The following is a 20,082-nucleotide window of genomic DNA, read 5'->3' as shown; positions in this document are numbered from 1 at the left end:
GGCGCCGCACCCACCTTCAGTCAGGAGAGACCGGTGTCAGACGTCCGTGTGATCATCCAACGCGATTCCGAGCGGGAAGAACGCGTGGTGACGACGGGCACTACGGCCGCCGACCTCTTCGCGGGCGAGCGCTCGATCATCGCCGCGCGCGTGGGCGGCGAGCTGAAGGACCTGGCGTACGAGCTGGCGGACGGCGACGAGGTCGAGGGCGTCGAGATCTCGTCCGAGGACGGCCTGAACATCCTGCGCCACTCCACCGCGCACGTCATGGCGCAGGCCGTGCAGGAGCTGTTCCCCGAGGCCAAGCTGGGCATCGGCCCGCCTGTCAAGGACGGCTTCTACTACGACTTCGACGTGGACAAGCCGTTCACGCCCGAGGATCTCAAGGCCATCGAGAAGAAGATGCAGGAGATCCAGAAGCGGGGCCAGCGCTTCTCCCGCCGTGTCGTCACCGACGACGCCGCCCGTGAGGAGCTGGCGAACGAGCCGTACAAGCTCGAGCTGATCGGCATCAAGGGCTCCGCCGCCTCCTCCGACGACGGCGCGGACGTCGAGGTCGGCGCCGGTGAGCTGACGATCTACGACAACCTGGACGCCAAGACCGGCGAGCTGTGCTGGAAGGACCTGTGCCGCGGTCCGCACCTGCCCTCGACCCGGCTGATCCCGGCGTTCAAGCTGATGCGCAACGCGGCCGCCTACTGGCGCGGCAGCGAGAAGAACCCGATGCTCCAGCGCATCTACGGCACCGCCTGGCCGTCCAAGGACGAGCTGAAGGCGTACCTCGACTTCCTCGCCGAGGCCGAGAAGCGCGACCACCGCAAGCTGGGCAGCGAGCTGGACCTGTTCTCCATCCCGGAGCAGATCGGCTCCGGCCTCGCGGTCTTCCACCCCAAGGGCGGCATCGTCCGCCGGGTCATGGAGGACTACTCGCGCCGCCGGCACGAGGAAGAGGGCTACGAGTTCGTCTACACCCCGCACGCGACGAAGGGGAAGCTCTTCGAGACGTCCGGGCACCTGGACTGGTACGCCGAGGGCATGTACCCGCCCATGCAGCTCGACGAGGGCGTGGACTACTACCTCAAGCCCATGAACTGCCCGATGCACAACCTGATCTTCGACGCGCGCGGCCGCTCCTACCGCGAACTGCCGCTGCGCCTCTTCGAGTTCGGGACCGTGTACCGGTACGAGAAGTCGGGCGTCGTGCACGGCCTGACCCGTGCCCGGGGCTTCACGCAGGACGACGCGCACATCTACTGCACCCGTGAGCAGATGTCCGAGGAACTGGACAAGACGCTCACCTTCGTCCTCGGTCTGCTGCGCGACTACGGCCTGACCGACTTCTACCTGGAGCTGTCCACCAAGGACCCGGAGAAGTTCGTCGGCTCCGACGAGGTCTGGGAGGAGGCGACCGAGACCCTGCGCCAGGTCGCCGAGAAGCAGGGCCTGCCGCTGGTGCCGGACCCGGGCGGCGCCGCCTTCTACGGCCCGAAGATCTCCGTCCAGACCAAGGACGCCATCGGCCGGACCTGGCAGATGTCGACCATCCAGCTCGACTTCAACCTGCCCGAGCGGTTCAACCTGGAGTACACCGGCCCCGACGGCTCCAAGCAGCGCCCGGTGATGATCCACCGCGCCCTCTTCGGCTCCATCGAGCGCTTCTTCGCCGTCCTGCTGGAGCACTACGCGGGCGCCTTCCCGGCGTGGCTGGCGCCGGTGCAGGCGCTGGGCATCCCGATCGGCGACGCGCACGTGGAGTACCTGGAGAAGTTCGCCGCGGCGGCCCGCAAGAAGGGCCTGCGCGTCGAGGTGGACTCCTCCTCGGACCGCATGCAGAAGAAGATCCGCAACGCCCAGAAGCAGAAGGTGCCCTTCATGGTCATCGCGGGCGACGAGGACATGTCCAACGGCTCGGTCTCCTTCCGCTACCGCGACGGCTCCCAGGAGAACGGCATCCCGTTCGACGAGGCCATCGCCAAGATCGCGAAGGTCGTGGAGGACCGGGTCCAGGTCTGATCCCCCCTTTGTGAAGAGCGCGAACAGGCCCCCGGGACCCGAGCGGATCCCGGGGGCCTTTCCCGGTCGGCGGGGGTGACGCCATATGCTGCACAGCATGACGAGTGAGCCGGAGCAGCAGATCGGAGTGGGGACGCAGGACGCGTTCCAGCGCCTGTGGACGCCCCACCGGATGGCCTACATCCAGGGCGAGGGCAAGCCGACCGGCCCGGGGGCCGACGACGGCTGTCCCTTCTGCACGATCCCGGCCAAGTCCGACGAGGACGGACTGATCGTCCGCCGCGGCGAGCACGTCTACGCGGTGCTCAACCTCTACCCGTACAACGGCGGCCATCTGATGACGGTCCCGTACCGCCATGTCGCCGACTACACGGAGCTGACCGGCCCGGAGACCGCCGAGCTGGCCGAGCTGACCAAGCAGGCCATGACCGCCCTGCGCACCGCGTCCGGCGCGCACGGCTTCAACATCGGCATGAACCAGGGCACGGTCGCGGGCGCCGGCATCGCCGCCCACCTGCACCAGCACATCGTCCCGCGCTGGGGCGGCGACACGAACTTCATGCCGGTGGTCGGCCACACGAAGGTACTGCCGCAGCTGCTGGCGGACACCAGGAAGATGCTGGCGGAGGCCTGGCCGGCCTAGTCGCTTCGGTGCCCTCTGCCGAGGGCACCGCTCACGCGTCGTACAGGTCGGCCTTCTTCGGCGTCGGGTCCTGCACCAGCCCGCTGAGGACGCCCGAGCGCGTGCCGAACTTCTCCGTGTCCACGCCGTTCTCCTCCAGCACCCTCATCGCCGCCGCGTGCACCACCCGCAGCACCGGCGTGGCCGCGCGCAGCGCGTCGTCGGCCATGAAGCGGTGCCGCCACGGCTGGTCGGCCCAGGCGTGCCGCAGGCCGAACGGCTCGGGCAGGACGAGCTGGCCGCCCAGCCAGTTGAGCAGCGGCGGATACCAGGCCAGCGGGGCGCGCGTGGCCAGCCGGACCACCTCGTCGGTGGTGACCAGCGGCAGCATGACCTTCCGGGTCTCCCACGGCTTGAGGGACTTGGCGACCTCCTTGCTCGGCGGCTCCGGCTTGGAGGTGAACAGCGGGTTCACCGGCCCCAGCGCGTGCCCGGTCACCTCGATGCGCAGCGTCTCGTGCAGCACCGTCACCGTGATCAGCATGGTGATGACCAGCTGCCCGTCCCACAGCGTCCACTGCACGCCCAGATAGTGCCGGTCGCCGCTGCCGAACTGCTGCTTGTTGCAGATCTCCTGGATCGCGTGCGGCTTGACCTGGAAGGCCTCGACGTCGGTGCCCTGCGGGCGGGACACCTCCGTGGCCTTCTCGCCGATCGGCGTGACGATCCAGTGCTTGATGGACGGCTTGGGGAAGCCGCCGGTGTGCAGCGGGCCGCGCTCCAGCAGGGCGAGCTGGTCGTGGATCGCGCGTATGACGTCCCAGCTGCGGAAGGGGTGGATCTCCCGGGACGGGTCGGCGGGCACCAGGTCCTCGGCGAGCTGCCAGGAACCCCAGCGGGTGCCCATGCCGAGTATGCCCTTGGGGCCGGCGTAGAAGACCGAGTTGGACTGCTGCTCGGCGCTGAGCCGGGCCAGCGACTGGCGCAGCTCCTCGGCCGCGGTCTGGTTCGGCCCGCGCGGCACCGCCTCCGGGACCTTGGCGCCGACGCTGGTGCCCGACAGCAGGCCGTCCCAGCGGGCCCGCAGATCCCTGGCGGTGCGTTCGCAGATCCGCTTGGCCCAGAGCCAGCCGAGGACGGGCACCACCACGCACGCGCGTGCGTACCACCCCCAGAATCCGCCGAACGGCATCTTGATCAGGAACAGCGCGGCGAGCAGGCCGACGCCGAGGAGGAGGACGGTGGCGAGCGCCCCCGCCCGTCGGTCCTCGCGCGTGGCGACGAACGTGCGCAGCTGGAAGACGAGCAGCCAGCCGAGCAGCCCGGGCAGGAAGAGCACCCCGCACAGGAGCGTCACGGCGGTCAGCCGGTTGTCGCGCTCGCGGCGGATGTTGTTGGCCGCGAGGCAGTGCTCGACGACGAACTGGGGCTCGGAGCCGAAGGACTGGATGAGCGGCTTGCGGCCGGGCGCGAGCATCCGGGTGATCACGGCGCGCGAGAACGCCTCACCGAGATTGGGCCGCAGCAGCGCGATCCTGCCGGGCTTGAGGGTGGACTCGTGCCACTCGTTGTCGGCCTTCTTGATCTCCTCCATCGGGCTGTCCCGGTACGCCGCGGAGGCCAGCGCGGCGGTCGCCGCCTGGCCCTCGTCGCCCGAGACGGGCACCTGGGGTCCGTCCCACTCCGTTCCCAACGACATTCCCGCCCCCATCGCCGCCGGTGTCGCTTCTGCGGCCTTCCCGACTTCCTCGCTCCGCACACCTGTTGAACAGGCCGTCGCGTCGATTACCCGTCACAACCGGACGGCTGCGGCACGACGCGATCAGGTGATCAGCGTAGTCGCCGCCACCGACAACCGGCGGGCGGACGGCCGAAGCCGCCCGCCCGCACACCCGGCCGGGTGCTGAACTACCCGTTCTCACCGGCCTGTTCACGGATCCTTTCGGCGATCTGCGGCGGCATCGGCTCGTGCCGGGCGTACGCGCGGTCGAACCGCGCCGTGCCGTGCGACAGCGAGCGCAGGTCGACGGCGTACCGGCCGATCTCGAACTCGGGCACCTCGGCTCGGATCAGGGTCCGCCCGGAGCCCACCTGCTCGGTGCCGAGGACCCGGCCGCGGCGGCTGGACAGGTCGCTCATCACGGCGCCCACGTAGTCGTCGCCGACCAGCACGGACACCTCGGCCACCGGCTCCAGCAGATGGATCTTCGCGCCCGCCGCGGCCTCGCGCAGCGCCAGCGCTCCCGCCGTCTGGAAGGCGGCGTCGGAGGAGTCCACCGAGTGCGCCTTGCCGTCCACCAGCGTGACCCGCACGTCCAGGAGCGGATACCCGGCGGCGACGCCCTTGGCGGCCTGCGCCCGCACGCCCTTCTCCACGGACGGGATGAACTGGCGCGGCACCGCGCCGCCGACCACCTTGTCCACGAACTCGATGCCCGAGCCGCCGGGCAGCGGCTCCACCTCGATCTCGCAGATGGCGTACTGTCCGTGCCCGCCGGACTGCTTCACGTGCCGGCCACGCCCGGTCGCCTTGTTCGCGAACGTCTCCCGCAGGGAGACCTTGTGCGGCACCACGTCGACCTGGACGCCGTAGCGGCTGCGCAGCCGTTCCAGGGCGACGTCCGCGTGGGCCTCGCCCAGGCACCACAGGACCACCTGGTGGGTGTCCTGGTTCTGCTCCAGGCGCATGGTCGGGTCCTCGGCCACCAGCCGGGCCAGGCCCTGGGAGAGCTTGTCCTCGTCGGCCTTGCTGTGTGCCTGGATGGCGAGCGGCAGCAGCGGGTCGGGCATCCGCCAGGGCTCCATCAGGAGCGGGTCGTCCTTGGCGGAGAGCGTGTCCCCGGTCTCGGCCCGGCCGAGCTTGGCCACGCACACCAGGTCGCCGGCGACGGCGTGCGTCACCGGGCGCTGCTGCTTGCCGAAGGGCATGGACAGCGCGCCGACCTTCTCGTCGACGTCGTGGTCCTCGTGCCCGCGGTCGGCGAGCCCGTGCCCGGAGACGTGGACCGTCTGGTCGGGGCGCAGGGTGCCGGAGAAGACACGGACCAGCGAGATCCGGCCGACGTACGGATCGGAGGAGGTCTTGACCACCTCGGCGACCAGCGGACCGCCGGTGTCGCACGGCTTCAGCTCGCGCGGCTTGCCGTCGACGGTCGTCACCTCGGGCAGCGGATGCTCGAACGGGGTCGGGAACCCGCGGGTGATCAGCTCCAGCAACTCCACCGTGCCGAGTCCCTGCTTGGCGCCCTCGGCCGCGGGGGCGGCCGCCAGGACGGGGAAGAACGAGCCGCGCGCCACGGCCCGCTCCAGGTCCTGGATCAGGGTCTTGACGTCGACCTCCTCGCCGCCGAGATAGCGGTCCATGAGGGTCTCGTCCTCGCTCTCGGCGATGATGCCCTCGATGAGCCGGTTGCGGGCCTCCTCGATGTCCGGCAACTGGTCCTCGCCGGGGTCGGACTCCTCGCGCTTGCCGGCCGAGTAGTCGAACAGCTTCTGCGTGAGCAGCCCGACCAGCCCCGTCACGGGCGCGTGCCCGTCGGGGCCCTCGGGGCCGCGCAGCGGCAGATACAGCGGCAGCACCGCGTCGGGGTCGTCCCCGCCGAAGGCCTCGGCGCAGATCCGGGTCATCTCCTCGAAGTCCGCGCGCGCGGCCTCCAGGTGCGTGATCACGATCGCGCGCGGCATGCCGACGGCCGCGCACTCCTCCCACACCATCCGGGTGGAGCCGTCCACGCCGTCCGAGGCAGAGACGACGAAGAGGGCCGCGTCCGCGGCGCGCAGACCGGCCCTGAGCTCACCGACGAAGTCGGCGTATCCGGGGGTGTCCAGCAGGTTGATCTTGATGCCGTCCCATTCGACCGGCACCAGGGAGAGCTGTACGGAGCGCTGCTGCCGGTGCTCGATCTCGTCGTAGTCGGAGACGGTGCCGCCGTCCTCCTTGCGGCCCGCCCGGTTCACCGCCCCCGCGGTCAGCGCGAGGGCCTCCACCAGAGTCGTCTTGCCCGAACCGGAGTGGCCGACCAGCACCACGTTCCGTACGGACGCGGGCTGGTCGGCCTCCAGAGCCCTGCCGGCGGCCCCAGGGTGTGTCTGAGTCTTGTCGCCCATGATCCTGCCTCCCGTGCACGGTGAGGTCACTGTGGGCGCGGACACGCGGGACCCGCGTGCACTGGCGGCTCCGGCGACGCCCGCGGTTATTCGAGCTTTCCACTCCCGTCACGCTGCGTCCATACGAACGACAGCCGCGGCCCCGCGACGCCGCCCCGCGCACCCCGCGCACGGTGGCGCGCACCGGTCCGCGCCACCGGCTGCGGGTGCCCGCCCGCCACGCACACGCGCGCGTGGCTACGATGGGCCAGCCGGAGGCCACCAGGGGCCACGGCGACACGACCGTCGGGAAGGCCATGCTGAACAAGTACGCGCGTGCATTCTTCACGCGTGTCCTCACACCGTTCGCCGCGTTTCTCATCCGCAGGGGCGTCAGCCCCGACACGGTCACGCTCATCGGCACGGCCGGTGTGGTCGCGGGAGCGCTGGTCTTCTACCCCCGGGGCGCGTTCTTCTGGGGCACGGTCGTGATCACCCTGTTCGTCTTCTCCGACCTGGTCGACGGCAACATGGCCCGCCAGCTGGGCCGTTCCAGCCGCTGGGGCGCCTTCCTCGACTCCACCCTCGACCGGGTCGCGGACGGCGCCATCTTCGGCGGTTTCGCGCTCTGGTACGCGGGCCACGGGAACAACAACGTCCTGTGCGCCGTCTCGATCTTCTGTCTCGCGAGCGGCCAGGTGGTGTCGTACACCAAGGCGCGCGGCGAGTCCATCGGGCTGCCGGTCGCCGTCAACGGGCTCGTGGAACGCGCCGAGCGGCTGGTGATCTCGCTGGTCGCAGCCGGTTTGGCGGGCCTGCACACATTCGGTGTGCCGGGTATCCAGTGGCTGCTGCCGATCGCCTTGTGGATCGTCGCCGCCGGCAGCCTGGTCACGCTGGTCCAGCGCGTCGTCACCGTCCGCCGCGAGTCCGCCGAGGCGGAGGCGGCCGCCCAGCACAGCGCCGAGGCGGCGAAGTGAGCGCCGGCGAACGGCTCACCGACGGGCTGTACGGGCTCGGCTGGAGCACCGTCAAGAAACTCCCCGAACCCGTCGCGGTCCGCCTCGGGCAGACCATCGCCGACCTCGCCTGGAGGCAGCGCGGCAAGGGCGTGCAGCGCCTGGAGTCCAACTACGCGCGCGTGCTGCCCGGCGCCGGCCCCGAGCGCCTGCGCGAGCTGTCCCGCGCGGGCATGCGCTCGTACCTGCGCTACTGGATGGAGTCCTTCCGGCTGCCGGCCTGGAGCCGCGAGCGCGTGAAGTCGGGCTTCGACCCCAAGGACCTGCACTTCCTCACCGACGGGCTGGCCGCCGGCAAGGGCGTGGTCCTGGCCCTGCCGCACATGGCCAACTACGACCTCGCCGGAGCCTGGGTCACCACCGCGCTGGAGACGCCGTTCACGACGGTCGCCGAACGGCTGAAGCCCGAGACGCTGTACGACCGCTTCGTCGCCTACCGCGAGGGCCTCGGCATGGAGGTCCTGCCGCACAGCGGCGGCTCCGCGTTCGGCACCCTGGCCCGCAGGCTGCGCGACGGCGGCCTGGTCTGCCTGGTCGCCGACCGCGACCTGTCCGCCTCCGGCGTCGAGGTCGAGTTCTTCGGCGAGAAGACCCGGATGCCCGCGGGACCGGCCCTGCTCGCCCAGCAGACCGGCGCGCTGCTGCTGCCGGTCACCCTCTGGTACGACGGCTCGCCCGTCATGCAGGGCCGTGTGCACCCCCCGGTCGAGGTACCCGAGTCAGGTACGCGCGCCGAGAAGACGTCTGTCATGACACAGGCGCTGGCCGACGCCTTCGCCGGCGGCATCGCCGAGCACCCGGAGGACTGGCACATGCTCCAGCGGCTGTGGCTCGCCGACCTCGACCCCGCGAAGGGACCCTCGTGAGAATCGGGATCGTCTGCCCGTACTCCTGGGACGTGCCCGGTGGCGTCCAGTTCCACATCCGCGACCTCGCCGAGTACTTCCTGCGGCTCGGCCACGACGTCTCCGTCCTGGCCCCGGCCGACGACGACACCCCGCTGCCGCCGTACGTCGTCTCGGCCGGCCGCGCGGTGCCGGTGCCGTACAACGGCTCCGTGGCCCGCCTGAACTTCGGCTTCCTGTCGGCCGCGCGGGTACGGCGCTGGCTGCACGACGGCGCCTTCGACGTGGTCCACATCCACGAGCCGACCTCGCCCTCCCTGGGCCTGCTGACCTGCTGGGCGGCCTCCGGCCCGATCGTGGCCACCTTCCACACCTCCAACCCCCGCTCGCGCGCGATGATCGCCGCGTACGCGATCCTGCAGGCCGCCCTGGAGAAGATCAGCGCGCGGATAGCGGTCAGCGAGTACGCCCGCCGGACGCTGGTGGAGCACCTGGGCGGGGACGCGGTGGTCATCCCCAACGGCGTCGACGTGGACTTCTTCGCCAAGGGCGAGCCGAAGCCGGAGTGGCAGGGCGACACCATCGGCTTCATCGGCCGCATCGACGAGCCCCGCAAGGGCCTGCCGGTGCTGATGAAGGCCCTGCCGAAGATCCTGGCGGCCCGCCCGCGGACCCGGCTGCTGGTCGCCGGCCGGGGAGACGAGGAGGCGGCCGTGGCGGACCTGCCCGCCGAACTGCGCGCGCGGGTGGAGTTCCTCGGCATGATCAGCGACGAGGACAAGGCCCGCCTGCTGCGCAGCGTCGACCTGTACGTCGCCCCCAACACCGGCGGTGAGAGCTTCGGCATCATCCTGGTCGAGGCGATGTCGGCGGGCGCCCCGGTGCTCGCCTCCGACCTGGACGCCTTCGTGCAGGTCCTCGACCAGGGCGAGGCGGGCGAGCTGTTCGCCAACGAGAACGCCGACGCGCTCGCCGAGGCCGCCCTACGGCTCCTGGAGGACCCGGCCCGGCGCGCGGAGCTCCGCCGGCGCGGGAGCGCCCACGTGCGCCGCTTCGACTGGTCCACGGTCGGCGCCGACATCCTCTCCGTCTACGAGACGGTCACGGCCGGCGCGGCTGCGGTCGCGGCGGACGACCGCACGACGGGGCTGCGGGCCCGGTTCGGCCTGGCCCGCGACTGAGGCCGCGGGGACGGTACGGCCCCACCCGGAGCCCGGCCCGGACGAGACGCCTCCGAAGGGGCCGGAGGCGGTGCGGGATCGCCCTGAAGGGCGGCTGGCGGCAGCCGATAGCCTTCGGCCGTGACCGCAACCCTGATCTGGATCCTCGTCGTGCTCGTCGCGATCGGCGTGTACCTGAGCTGGACCGCCGGGCGGCTGGACCGGCTGCACGTGCGGATGGACGCCGCCAGGGCCGCGCTCGACGCCCAGCTGCTGCGCCGGGCCTCCGTCGCGCAGGAACTGGCCACCTCGGGCGTGCTGGACCCGGCCGCCTCGATCGTGCTGTACGAGGCCGCGCACGCGGCCCGGCAGGCCGAGGAGGAGCAGCGCGAAGTCGCCGAGAGCGAGCTGAGCCAGGCGCTGCGCGCGGTCTTCGGGGAGCCGGCCCAGGTGGAGGCCGTACGGGAGGCCCCAGGAGGCGAGGAGGCGGCCCGTGAGCTGGCGGAGGCGGTCCGCAGGGTCCCGATGGCCCGCCGCTTCCACAACGACGCCGTGGGAGCCGCTCGCAGGCTCCGCGAACACCGGAAGGTGCGCTGGTTCCGGCTGGCCGGCCACGCGCCGTTCCCGCTGGCCTTCGAGATGGACGACGAGCCCCCCGCGGCCCTGGTGGAGCGGGTCTCCTGAGCGGACGTCCTGCACGGGTCTCCTGAACGCCGGGCGAACCCGCCCGGTCCGAAAAGGATCCACCGGCTTGCCATTGGCCCTTGCTGTGGCCTGGTCCACTCGCGTTTCCTCGTCAGTGCACAAAACCCTCTTTCCCATCAGTGAGGTCACCCGTGTCCACCATCGAGAACCAGGCTCCCGAGACCGGCACCGCGCGCGTGAAGCGCGGCATGGCCGAGCAGCTCAAGGGCGGCGTGATCATGGACGTCGTCACGCCGGAGCAGGCGAAGATCGCCGAGGACGCGGGCGCCGTCGCCGTCATGGCCCTGGAGCGGGTCCCGGCCGACATCCGCAAGGACGGCGGCGTGGCCCGTATGTCCGACCCGGACATGATCGAGGGCATCATCGACGCCGTCTCGATCCCCGTCATGGCCAAGTCCCGCATCGGCCACTTCGTCGAGGCCCAGGTCCTGCAGTCCCTCGGCGTCGACTACATCGACGAGTCCGAGGTCCTCACCCCGGCCGACGAGGTCAACCACTCCGACAAGTGGGCCTTCACCACCCCGTTCGTGTGCGGCGCCACCAACCTGGGCGAGGCCCTGCGCCGCATCTCCGAAGGCGCCGCGATGATCCGCTCCAAGGGCGAGGCCGGCACCGGCAACGTCGTGGAGGCCGTCCGCCACCTGCGCCAGATCAAGGGCGACATCGCCCGCCTGCGCGGCCTGGACAACCACGAGCTGTATGCCGCCGCCAAGGAGCTGCGCGCTCCGTACGAGCTGGTCAAGGAGGTCGCCGAGCTGGGCAAGCTCCCGGTGGTCCTCTTCTCCGCCGGCGGCGTGGCCACCCCGGCCGACGCGGCCCTGATGCGCCAGCTCGGCGCCGAGGGCGTGTTCGTCGGCTCCGGCATCTTCAAGTCCGGCGACCCGGCCAAGCGCGCCGCCGCCATCGTGAAGGCCACCACCTTCTACGACGACCCGAAGATCATCGCGGACGCGTCCCGCAACCTCGGCGAGGCCATGGTCGGCATCAACTGCGACGTCCTCCCCGAGTCCGAGCGCTACGCGAACCGCGGCTGGTAATCCCCACCCTCAGAGGACTGCACGAAACACATGACTGACGCACCCGTCATAGGCGTCCTGGCCCTCCAGGGCGACGTACGGGAGCACCTCATCGCCCTGGCCGCGGCCGACGCCGTGGCCAGGCCGGTGCGGCGCCCCGAGGAACTCGCCGAGGTCGACGGCCTCGTGCTGCCCGGCGGCGAGTCCACCACCATCTCCAAGCTGGCCGTCCTGTTCGGCGTGATGGAGCCCCTCCGCGCGCGCGTGCGTGACGGCATGCCCGTCTACGGCACCTGCGCCGGCATGATCATGCTCGCCGACAAGATCCTCGACCCGCGCTCGGGCCAGGAGACCATCGGCGGCATCGACATGATCGTGCGCCGCAACGCCTTCGGACGGCAGAACGAGTCCTTCGAGGCCGCGGTCGACGTCACGGGCATCTCGGGCAACCCCGTGGAGGGCGTCTTCATCCGCGCCCCCTGGGTGGAGTCCGTGGGCGCCGGGGCCGAGGTGCTCGCCGAGCACGACGGCCACATCGTCGCCGTCCGCCAGGGCAACGCGCTCGCCACCTCGTTCCATCCGGAGCTGACCGGTGATCACCGCGTGCACTCACTTTTCGTGGACATGGTGCGCGCCAACCGGACCGCGGAGTCCTTGTAGGATCTCCGGGGGTCCCCCCAGCCGTTCAGGCCTGGGGGAGTTCGTTCAGAGATGGGTTACGCGAAGGAGACAGGCAGATGTCCGGCCACTCTAAATGGGCCACGACGAAGCACAAGAAGGCCGTGATCGACGCCAAGCGCGGCAAGCTCTTCGCGAAGCTCATCAAGAACATCGAGGTCGCGGCCCGGATGGGCGGTGCCGACCCGGAGGGCAACCCGACGCTGTACGACGCCATCCAGAAGGCGAAGAAGTCGTCGGTCCCGAACAAGAACATCGACTCCGCGGTCAAGCGCGGCGCGGGCCTGGAGGCCGGCGGCGCCGACTACGAGACGATCATGTACGAGGGCTACGGCCCGAACGGCGTCGCGGTGCTCATCGAGTGCCTCACCGACAACCGCAACCGCGCCGCCTCCGAGGTCCGCGTCGCCATGACCCGCAACGGCGGCTCCATGGCCGACCCGGGCTCGGTGTCGTACCTGTTCAACCGCAAGGGCGTGGTCATCGTCCCCAAGGGCGAGCTGACCGAGGACGACGTGCTGGGCGCCGTCCTGGACGCCGGCGCGGAGGAGGTCAACGACCTCGGCGAGAACTTCGAGGTCATCAGCGAGCCGACCGACCTCGTCGCGGTCCGCACCGCGCTCCAGGAAGCCGGCATCGACTACGAGTCCGCCGAGGCCAACTTCGTCCCGACCATGCAGGTCGAGCTGGACGAGGAGGGCGCCAAGAAGATCTTCAAGCTGATCGACGCGCTCGAGGACAGCGACGACGTGCAGAACGTCTTCGCGAACTTCGACGTCAGCGACGACATCATGGAGAAGGTCGAGGCGTAGCACGCACGGCTTGCCGGCGGGCCGACGGGACACACCCCGTCGGCCCGCCGCTTTGTCAGTGCCACCCGATAGCCTGCACGAACAGGCGATCGGCAGGGGATCGGCAGGCCGTCGGAGGGAGGGGCGCGTGCGCGTTCTGGGGGTGGACCCGGGACTGACCCGGTGCGGTGTCGGCGTCGTCGAAGGCGTCGCCGGCCGCCCGCTCACCATGCTCGGCGTCGGCGTGGTCCGCACACCCGCGGACGCCGACCTCAGCCACCGCCTCCTCGCCGTCGAGCAGGGCATCGAGCAGTGGCTCGAGGAGCACCGGCCCGAGTTCGTCGCCGTCGAGCGCGTCTTCAGCCAGCACAACGTGCGCACGGTGATGGGAACCGCCCAGGCCAGCGCCGTCGCCATGCTGTGCGCCGCCCGGCGCGGCATCCCCGTGGCGCTGCACACCCCCAGCGAGGTCAAGGCCGCCGTCACCGGCTCCGGACGGGCCGAGAAGGCACAGGTCGGCGCCATGGTCACCCGGCTGCTCCGGCTCTCCGCCCCGCCGAAGCCCGCCGACGCCGCCGACGCCCTCGCGCTCGCCATCTGCCACATCTGGCGTGCGCCCGCCCAGAACCGGCTCCAGCAGGCGGTCGCCCGCCACACACTCCACGCAACGAAAGGCCGTACGGCATGATCGCCTTCGTCAGCGGCACGGTCGCCGCGCTCGCCCCCGACGCCGCGGTCGTCGAGGTCGGCGGCGTCGGCATGGCCGTCCAGTGCACGCCGAACACGCTGTCCACGCTCCGCGTCGGCCAGAGCGCCAAGCTGCACACCTCGCTCGTCGTCCGCGAGGACTCGCTGACCCTGTACGGCTTCGCGGACGACGACGAGCGCCAGGTCTTCGAACTGCTGCAGACCGCGAGCGGCGTCGGCCCGCGCCTCGCCCAGGCCATGCTCGCCGTGCACACCCCCGACGCGCTGCGCCGCGCCGTGGCCACCGGTGACGAGAAGGCCCTCACGGCCGTCCCCGGCATCGGCAAGAAGGGCGCGCAGAAGCTGCTGCTGGAGCTGAAGGACCGGCTCGGCGAACCCGTCGGCGCCCCCGCGGTCGGCGCCCCGGTCGCCCAGGGCTGGCGCGACCAGCTGCACGCGGCCCTCATCGGCCTCGGCTACGCCACCCGCGAGGCCGACGAGGCCGTCGCCGCGGTCGCCCCCCAGGCCGAGGCCGACGGCGCCCCGCAGGTCGGCCGGCTGCTCAGAGCCGCGCTGCAGACCCTGAACCGCGCCCGCTGACCCCGAGCCGAAGGCACACGCACATGAACTGGGACGACACGACCGGCACGCCCGCCCCCGAGCCGCTCGTCGGCCCCGCCGCGGAGCGGCTGGTGGGCTCTGTCGCCGACCGGGAGGACCAGGCCGTCGAGGCCGCGCTGCGGCCCAAGGACCTCGGCGAGTTCATCGGCCAGGAGAAGGTCCGCGAACAGCTCGACCTCGTGCTGCGGGCCGCACGCGCGCGGGGTGCCACCGCCGACCACGTGCTCCTCTCCGGCGCGCCCGGCCTGGGCAAGACCACCCTGTCGATGATCATCGCGGCCGAGATGGGCGCCCCCATCCGCATCACCTCCGGCCCCGCCATCCAGCACGCCGGCGACCTCGCCGCGATCCTGTCCTCCCTCCAGGAGGGCGAGGTCCTCTTCCTCGACGAGATCCACCGCATGTCCCGGCCCGCCGAGGAGATGCTGTACATGGCGATGGAGGACTTCCGCGTCGACGTCATCGTCGGCAAGGGCCCCGGCGCCACCGCCATCCCGCTGGAGCTGCCCCCCTTCACCCTGGTCGGCGCCACCACGCGCGCGGGCCTGCTGCCGCCCCCGCTGCGCGACCGCTTCGGCTTCACCGCGCACATGGAGTTCTACGAGCCGCACGAGCTGGAGCGGGTCGTGCACCGCTCGGCGAGACTGCTGGACGTCGAGATCGAGCCGGACGGCGCCGCCGAGATCGCCGGCCGCTCCCGGGGCACGCCCCGCATCGCCAACCGCCTGCTGCGCCGCGTCCGCGACTACGCGCAGGTCAAGGCGGACGGGCTGATCACCCGTGACATCGCCGCGGCGGCCCTCGCCGTGTACGAGGTCGACGCGCGCGGCCTCGACCGGCTCGACCGCGCCGTCCTCGAAGCCCTGCTGAAGCTGTTCGGCGGCGGCCCGGTCGGCCTGTCCACGCTCGCCGTGGCGGTGGGGGAGGAGCGGGAGACCGTCGAGGAGGTCGCCGAGCCGTTCCTCGTCCGCGAGGGGCTGCTCGCCCGCACCCCCCGGGGCCGGGTCGGCACGCCCGCCGCCTGGGCGCATCTCGGCCTCACCCCGCCCCGCTCGGCGACCGGCGGAAACGGACAACAGGACCTGTTCGGGAGCTGACCGCGCGATGATGGATACGGGACGGCGCAGACATTGGCCCGAGCAGGAACTCAGGTGCCATGCTGAGCGTTGTTCCATGCGCGCGGACTCGCTTAGACTCCGCCGATGCCGCCCTTGCGGGCGGCGCCGACCCACACCCCCATCAACAGGCCGCTCTCCGTCGCGGTCGCGCGAAGGAAACCCCGTCCCGTGAATGCCTTTACCCTTCTCCCCTTCATCGTGCTCATCGCGGCCATGTTCCTGATGACGCGCTCGGCCAAGAAGAAGCAGCAGCAGGCCGCCCAGATGCGCAACGAGCTGCAGCCCGGCTCCGGTGTCCGCACGATCGGGGGTATCTACGCGACGGTCAAGGAGGTCAACGAGGAGACAGTCCTCCTCGACGCCGGGCCGGGCGTCGAGCTCCTCTTCGCCAAGAACGCGATCGGCGCCGTCCTCAGCGACGACGAGTACAACCGCATCGTCCACGGCATCGAGCACGACCTGAAGTCCGACACCGACATCGTCCCGGACGACGCCTCCTCCCTCACCGAGACCGACGACTCCGACTCGCCCGCTGCCGCCGCCTCCGACGACAAGGCCGTCGACCTCGGTAAGAAGGACGCCGACGAGGGCGACACCGACGCGGCCGAGGCCGCCGAGGCCAAGGCGGAGGACGCTCCGAAGAAGACCGACGGCGACTCCGACGCGAAGTAGTCACGCCCCGGTGGTGCGCTGCGCGGCATAATCCGCCCCGCGCACCACCGGGCGTATGTTTCCCGCACGGAGCAGCCCGACACCATGTGATGGCCGTCCGCGCCCACCGGCGCGAGCGGCCCGAGAGGGAGTACGAGAAGGTGGCAGCACCTAAGAGGGGCCGGAGCGCGAGCGCCCAGAGCAAGCCAGGGCGCTCGCTGGCCCTCATCCTGATCGCCATCGTGGCGCTCACCGGAGGCATGTTCCTCTCCGGAAACACCACTCCGCGTCTCGGCATCGACCTCGCCGGTGGTACGAGCATCACGCTCAAGGCGAAGGCCGACCAGGGGTCCGCGATCAACAAGGCCAACATGGACACCGCGGTCGACATCATGAACCGCCGTGTCAACGGCCTCGGCGTCTCCGAGGCGGAGGTGCAGACCCAGGGGACCGACAACATCATCGTCAACATCCCCAAGGGCACCAACTCCAAGGAGGCCCAGCAGCAGGTCGGCACCACCGCCAAGCTGTACTTCCGCCCGGTCCTCGCCAGCGAGCCCAGCGGCGGCGCCGCGCAGAGCCCCTCGCCGAGCGCCTCCCCGAGCGGCAGCTCCAAGCCGAGCCCGAGCCCCAGCGCCTCCAAGGAGAAGGCGTCCTCGTCCTCCACCGCGTCCCCCACGGCATCGGCGACCTCCCAGGGCCGCGCCGTCACCGACGCGCTGAAGGCCGGCTCCACCCCGTCGCCGAGCACCTCCGCCTCGGGCGGCTCCTCCCCGTCGCCGAGCACGTCGGCCTCGGGCAGCGCCAAGCCGTCGGCCACTCCCTCGGCCTCCTCCAGCGCCGGTTCCGCCGCCGCCAAGCTCCAGGCCCAGTACGCCGCCCTGGACTGCTCCAAGCCCGCCGAGCGGGCCAAGGTCGGCGGCGCCGCCAAGCCCGGCGACCCCACGGTCGCCTGCGGCCAGATCCGGGGCGCCTGGTACAAGTACGTCCTCGGCCCGGCCGCCGTCGACGGCACCGAGGTGAAGAAGGCGCAGGCCGTCTTCGACACCCAGGGCGCCTCCGGCTGGCAGGTCCAGATGAACTTCAGCTCCAGCGGCGCCAAGAAGTTCGCGGACATCACCGGCCAGCTGGCGAAGAACCAGTCCCCGCAGAACGAGTTCGGCATCGTCCTCGACGGCGAGGTCGTCTCCAGCCCGTACGTCAGCCAGGCCATCACCGGCGGCCAGGCGGAGATCACCGGCAGCTTCACCCAGCAGGACGCCCAGAGCCTCGCCAACATGCTGTCGTACGGCGCCCTGCCGCTGTCCTTCCAGGAGCAGTCCGTCACCACCGTCACCGCCGCGCTCGGCGGTGAGCAGCTGCACGCCGGTCTGCTCGCCGGTGCGATCGGCCTCGCCCTGGTCGTGATCTACCTGGTCGTCTACTACCGGGGCCTGTCGCTCGTCGCCATGGCCTCGCTGGTGGTTTCCGCGATCCTCACCTACGTGATCATGTCGCTGCTCGGCCCGGCCATCGGCTTCGCGCTGAACCTGCCCGCCGTCTGCGGCGCCATCGTCGCCATCGGTATCACCGCGGACTCGTTCATCGTGTACTTCGAACGCATCCGGGACGAGATCCGCGAGGGCCGCTCGCTGCGCCCCGCCGTCGAGCGGGCCTGGCCGCGCGCCCGGCGCACCGTCCTCGTCTCCGACTTCGTGTCGTTCCTCGCCGCCGCCGTCCTGTTCATCGTGACCGTCGGCAAGGTCCAGGGCTTCGCGTTCACGCTCGGCCTGACCACCCTGCTCGACGTCGTCGTCGTCTTCCTGTTCACCAAGCCGCTGATGACGCTCCTCGCCCGCCGCAGGTTCTTCGCGAGCGGCCACAAGTGGTCCGGCCTGGACCCGAAGAGCCTGGGTGCCAAGCCGCCGCTGCGCCGCACCCGCCGCCCCGCCGGTCCCGTCACCGGCCCTGTCGACCCGAAGGAGGTCTGAGCGATGTCGAAACTCGGCAACCTCGGCGCTCGACTGCACCGCGGCGAGATCTCGTACGACTTCGTCGGAAAGCGCAAGATCTGGTACGGCGTCTCCATCCTGATCACCATCACGGCCATCGTCGGCCTGGCGGTGCGCGGCCTGAACATGGGCATCGAGTTCAAGGGCGGCGCGGTCTTCACCACGCCGACCCACATGAGCACCTCGGTGACCCAGGCGGAGAACTACGCCAAGGACGCCTCCGGCCATGAGGCGATCGTGCAGAAGCTCGGCAACGGCAGCCTGCGCATCCAGATCGCCGGCATCGACACCGGCCAGTCCGACAGGATCAAGCAGGAACTGGCCCAGGACCTGAAGCTCAACCCCGAGAAGCTCGCCGCCGACCTGGTCGGCCCGAGCTGGGGCCAGCAGATCGCCAACAAGGCCTGGGAGGGCCTGGGCATCTTCATGGTGCTCGTGGTGATCTACCTGGCCATCGCCTTCGAGTGGCGGATGGCCATCGCGGCCCTGGTCGCGCTGATCCACGACATCACCATCACCACCGGTATCTACGCCCTCGTCGGCTTCGAGGTCACGCCGGGCACGGTGATCGGTCTGCTGACCATCCTCGGTTACTCGCTCTACGACACGGTCGTCGTCTTCGACAGCCTCAAGGAGCAGACGAGGGACATCACCAAGCAGACCCGCTGGACGTACAGCGACATCGCCAACCGGTCGATCAACGGCACCCTGGTCCGCTCCATCAACACCACGGTCGTCGCCCTGCTGCCGGTGGCCGGCCTGCTGTTCATCGGCGGTGGCTTCCTCGGCGCCGGCACGCTGAACGACATCTCGCTGTCGCTGTTCGTCGGCCTCGCCGCCGGTGCCTACTCGTCGATCTTCATCGCCACCCCGCTCGTCGCCGACCTCAAGGAGCGCGAGCCTGCGATGAAGGCCCTCACCAAGCGGGTCATGGCCAAGCGCGCCCAGGCCGCCGCGGAGGAGGACCTCGCCGCCGACAGCGCCGACGACTCCGAGGACGCGGCCCCCGCCGTCGTGGGCCCCCGCAACCAGCCCGCCTCCCGCACCCGGGGCCGCGGCCGACCCTCGGGGAAGCGCCGATGACGGAGATCAGGGACCTGCTGCTCAGCCGTATCCGGGACGTCGCCGACTACCCCGAGCCGGGCGTGATGTTCAAGGACATCACCCCGCTCCTCGCGGACCCGGCCGCGTTCACGGTGCTCACCGACGCGCTGGCCGAGATCGCCGCGAACACCGGCGCGACGAAGGTCGTCGGCCTGGAGGCCCGGGGCTTCATCCTGGGCGCCCCGGTCGCCGTCCGGGCGGGCCTGGGCTTCATCCCGGTCCGCAAGGCGGGCAAGCTCCCCGGAGCGACGCTGCGCCAGGCGTACGACCTGGAGTACGGCTCGGCGGAGATCGAGGTGCACGCCGAGGACCTCGCCTCCGGCGACCGCGTCCTCATCGTGGACGACGTCCTCGCCACGGGCGGTACGGCCGAGGCCGCGATCCATCTGATCCAGCGCGCCGGCGCCGAGGTCTGCGGCCTGGCCGTCCTGATGGAACTGGGCTTCCTGGGCGGCCGGCCCCGCCTGGAGCCGACCCTGGCCGGCGCCCCGCTGGAAGCGCTGCTCCAGGTCTGAACGGATGCGCACCAAGCGGCCCGGGCCACGGCCCGGGCCGCTTCACGTGCCCCACCGCCCGCGCCGCCGGAGAGAGCCAGCAGAGACCGCCCGCACCCGGCGACGGCGAGGACCCACGGGGGGGCCGCCCGCACCCGACGACGGCGGGTCCGCAGTGTGCGCCCGGCCGCACCCGACGACGGCGGGGCCGCAGTGTGCACCCGGCCGCACCCGGCTGACGGCCAGGGTTAGCAGAGACCGCCCGCACCCGGCTGACGGCCAGGGCCCGCACGAGGGCGCCCGCTCCCGGCGACAGCGAGAGCCCGCAGGGGGGCCGCCCGCACCCGGCGGCGAGGGTCCGCGGTGTGCGCCCGCACCCCCTGACGGCCAGGGTTCGCAGAGGCCGCCCGCACCCCGCTGACGGCCGGGCCCCCAGAGACCGCCCGCACCCCGCCGACGGCCAGAGCCCCCAAAGGCCGCC

18 protein-coding genes are annotated in these 20,082 nt (G+C 71.3%); 16 read left to right on the top strand and 2 right to left on the bottom strand.

All coding sequences use genetic code 11. The features are described 5' to 3' along the window. Nucleotides 1-33 precede the first annotated feature (33 nt). Both thrS and AB0950_RS22935 read left to right on the top strand, forming a co-directional pair. The gene (gene thrS / locus AB0950_RS22940) at nucleotides 34-2,013 is read left to right on the top strand and encodes a threonine--tRNA ligase (RefSeq protein ID WP_360573923.1); all 1,980 of its coding nucleotides are present in this window, start codon (nucleotides 34-36) and stop codon (nucleotides 2,011-2,013) included. Nucleotides 2,014-2,098: 85 nt separating this feature from the next. Further along, entirely contained in the window at nucleotides 2,099-2,656 is a 558-nt protein-coding gene (locus tag AB0950_RS22935) for an HIT domain-containing protein (RefSeq protein WP_360157377.1), read from the top strand. A 31-nt stretch (nucleotides 2,657-2,687) separates the two neighbouring features. On the opposite strand, the gene AB0950_RS22930 is transcribed toward AB0950_RS22935, so the two are convergent. Continuing rightward, nucleotides 2,688-4,334 carry a hypothetical protein gene (locus AB0950_RS22930; protein WP_360157379.1) on the bottom strand — a complete coding sequence of 549 codons (1,647 nt, stop codon included), beginning with the start codon at nucleotides 4,332-4,334 and terminating at the stop codon, nucleotides 2,688-2,690. Between the two features lie 209 nt (nucleotides 4,335-4,543). After that, nucleotides 4,544-6,742: an elongation factor G-like protein EF-G2 gene (locus tag AB0950_RS22925; protein ID WP_360573921.1), complete on the bottom strand. Its 2,199-nt coding sequence runs from the start codon at nucleotides 6,740-6,742 to the stop codon at nucleotides 4,544-4,546. A 242-nt stretch (nucleotides 6,743-6,984) separates the two neighbouring features. On the opposite strand from AB0950_RS22925, the gene pgsA reads away from it, so the two are divergent. From pgsA to AB0950_RS22855, 14 genes are all read left to right on the top strand, one after another. Next, nucleotides 6,985-7,701, top strand: coding sequence for a phosphatidylinositol phosphate synthase (gene pgsA, locus AB0950_RS22920; RefSeq protein WP_360157741.1), 717 nt, complete (start codon nucleotides 6,985-6,987; stop codon nucleotides 7,699-7,701). Beyond that, the gene (locus AB0950_RS22915; RefSeq protein WP_360157385.1) at nucleotides 7,698-8,606 is read left to right on the top strand and encodes a phosphatidylinositol mannoside acyltransferase; all 909 of its coding nucleotides are present in this window, start codon (nucleotides 7,698-7,700) and stop codon (nucleotides 8,604-8,606) included. Before pgsA ends, AB0950_RS22915 begins: the two co-directional genes overlap by 4 nt. Next, on the top strand, nucleotides 8,603-9,766 hold the full coding sequence (locus tag AB0950_RS22910; RefSeq protein WP_360157388.1) for a glycosyltransferase family 4 protein: 1,164 nt from the start codon (nucleotides 8,603-8,605) through the stop codon (nucleotides 9,764-9,766). Before AB0950_RS22915 ends, AB0950_RS22910 begins: the two co-directional genes overlap by 4 nt. A gap of 120 nt (nucleotides 9,767-9,886) precedes the next feature. Then, nucleotides 9,887-10,429 carry a hypothetical protein gene (locus AB0950_RS22905; protein ID WP_360573919.1) on the top strand — a complete coding sequence of 181 codons (543 nt, stop codon included), beginning with the start codon at nucleotides 9,887-9,889 and terminating at the stop codon, nucleotides 10,427-10,429. 152 nt (nucleotides 10,430-10,581) lie between these two features. Next, the gene (gene pdxS, locus AB0950_RS22900; RefSeq protein ID WP_360157394.1) at nucleotides 10,582-11,487 is read left to right on the top strand and encodes a pyridoxal 5'-phosphate synthase lyase subunit PdxS; all 906 of its coding nucleotides are present in this window, start codon (nucleotides 10,582-10,584) and stop codon (nucleotides 11,485-11,487) included. 30 nt (nucleotides 11,488-11,517) lie between these two features. Further along, nucleotides 11,518-12,126, top strand: a complete 609-nt coding sequence (pdxT, locus tag AB0950_RS22895; RefSeq protein ID WP_360157397.1) for a pyridoxal 5'-phosphate synthase glutaminase subunit PdxT — start codon at nucleotides 11,518-11,520, stop codon at nucleotides 12,124-12,126. Nucleotides 12,127-12,203: 77 nt separating this feature from the next. Beyond that, entirely contained in the window at nucleotides 12,204-12,956 is a 753-nt protein-coding gene (locus AB0950_RS22890; RefSeq protein WP_360157400.1) for a YebC/PmpR family DNA-binding transcriptional regulator, read from the top strand. 127 nt (nucleotides 12,957-13,083) lie between these two features. Then, entirely contained in the window at nucleotides 13,084-13,623 is a 540-nt protein-coding gene (gene ruvC, locus AB0950_RS22885) for a crossover junction endodeoxyribonuclease RuvC (RefSeq protein ID WP_360573917.1), read from the top strand. After that, nucleotides 13,620-14,222 carry a Holliday junction branch migration protein RuvA gene (gene ruvA, locus AB0950_RS22880; RefSeq protein ID WP_360157406.1) on the top strand — a complete coding sequence of 201 codons (603 nt, stop codon included), beginning with the start codon at nucleotides 13,620-13,622 and terminating at the stop codon, nucleotides 14,220-14,222. Before ruvC ends, ruvA begins: the two co-directional genes overlap by 4 nt. 23 nt (nucleotides 14,223-14,245) lie before the next feature. Then, on the top strand, nucleotides 14,246-15,340 hold the full coding sequence (ruvB, locus tag AB0950_RS22875) for a Holliday junction branch migration DNA helicase RuvB (protein WP_360157409.1): 1,095 nt from the start codon (nucleotides 14,246-14,248) through the stop codon (nucleotides 15,338-15,340). Nucleotides 15,341-15,529: 189 nt separating this feature from the next. Then, nucleotides 15,530-16,033 carry a preprotein translocase subunit YajC gene (gene yajC, locus AB0950_RS22870; RefSeq protein ID WP_360157412.1) on the top strand — a complete coding sequence of 168 codons (504 nt, stop codon included), beginning with the start codon at nucleotides 15,530-15,532 and terminating at the stop codon, nucleotides 16,031-16,033. 140 nt (nucleotides 16,034-16,173) lie between these two features. Next, nucleotides 16,174-17,982: a protein translocase subunit SecD gene (secD, locus tag AB0950_RS22865; RefSeq protein WP_360157415.1), complete on the top strand. Its 1,809-nt coding sequence runs from the start codon at nucleotides 16,174-16,176 to the stop codon at nucleotides 17,980-17,982. Between the two features lie 3 nt (nucleotides 17,983-17,985). Continuing rightward, nucleotides 17,986-19,086, top strand: coding sequence for a protein translocase subunit SecF (gene secF / locus AB0950_RS22860; protein WP_360573915.1), 1,101 nt, complete (start codon nucleotides 17,986-17,988; stop codon nucleotides 19,084-19,086). Beyond that, the gene (locus AB0950_RS22855) at nucleotides 19,083-19,622 is read left to right on the top strand and encodes an adenine phosphoribosyltransferase (RefSeq protein ID WP_360573913.1); all 540 of its coding nucleotides are present in this window, start codon (nucleotides 19,083-19,085) and stop codon (nucleotides 19,620-19,622) included. The genes secF and AB0950_RS22855 overlap by 4 nt, the downstream gene beginning before the upstream one ends. The last annotated feature ends 460 nt before the right edge of the window (nucleotides 19,623-20,082 follow it).

It is taken from the genome of Streptomyces sp. NPDC007189, from assembly GCF_040703635.1.
GTDB lineage: Bacteria > Actinomycetota > Actinomycetes > Streptomycetales > Streptomycetaceae > Streptomyces.
This window is presented reverse-complemented; position numbering and strand designations above follow the sequence as displayed.

Excerpts from the sequence above, each read along its gene's own strand:
- ruvA (WP_360157406.1), top strand. The coding sequence starts at position 13,620 with ATGATCGCCTTCGTCAGCGGCACGGTCGCCGCGCTCGCCCCCGACGCC.
- pdxT (WP_360157397.1), top strand. The coding sequence starts at position 11,518 with ATGACTGACGCACCCGTCATAGGCGTCCTGGCCCTCCAGGGCGACGTA.
- AB0950_RS22930 (WP_360157379.1), bottom strand. The coding sequence starts at position 4,334 with ATGTCGTTGGGAACGGAGTGGGACGGACCCCAGGTGCCCGTCTCGGGC.
- AB0950_RS22925 (WP_360573921.1), bottom strand. The coding sequence starts at position 6,742 with ATGGGCGACAAGACTCAGACACACCCTGGGGCCGCCGGCAGGGCTCTG.
- ruvB (WP_360157409.1), top strand. The coding sequence starts at position 14,246 with ATGAACTGGGACGACACGACCGGCACGCCCGCCCCCGAGCCGCTCGTC.
- AB0950_RS22890 (WP_360157400.1), top strand. The coding sequence starts at position 12,204 with ATGTCCGGCCACTCTAAATGGGCCACGACGAAGCACAAGAAGGCCGTG.
- pgsA (WP_360157741.1), top strand. The coding sequence starts at position 6,985 with ATGGGCCAGCCGGAGGCCACCAGGGGCCACGGCGACACGACCGTCGGG.
- AB0950_RS22935 (WP_360157377.1), top strand. The coding sequence starts at position 2,099 with ATGCTGCACAGCATGACGAGTGAGCCGGAGCAGCAGATCGGAGTGGGG.
- AB0950_RS22855 (WP_360573913.1), top strand. The coding sequence starts at position 19,083 with ATGACGGAGATCAGGGACCTGCTGCTCAGCCGTATCCGGGACGTCGCC.
- secF (WP_360573915.1), top strand. The coding sequence starts at position 17,986 with ATGTCGAAACTCGGCAACCTCGGCGCTCGACTGCACCGCGGCGAGATC.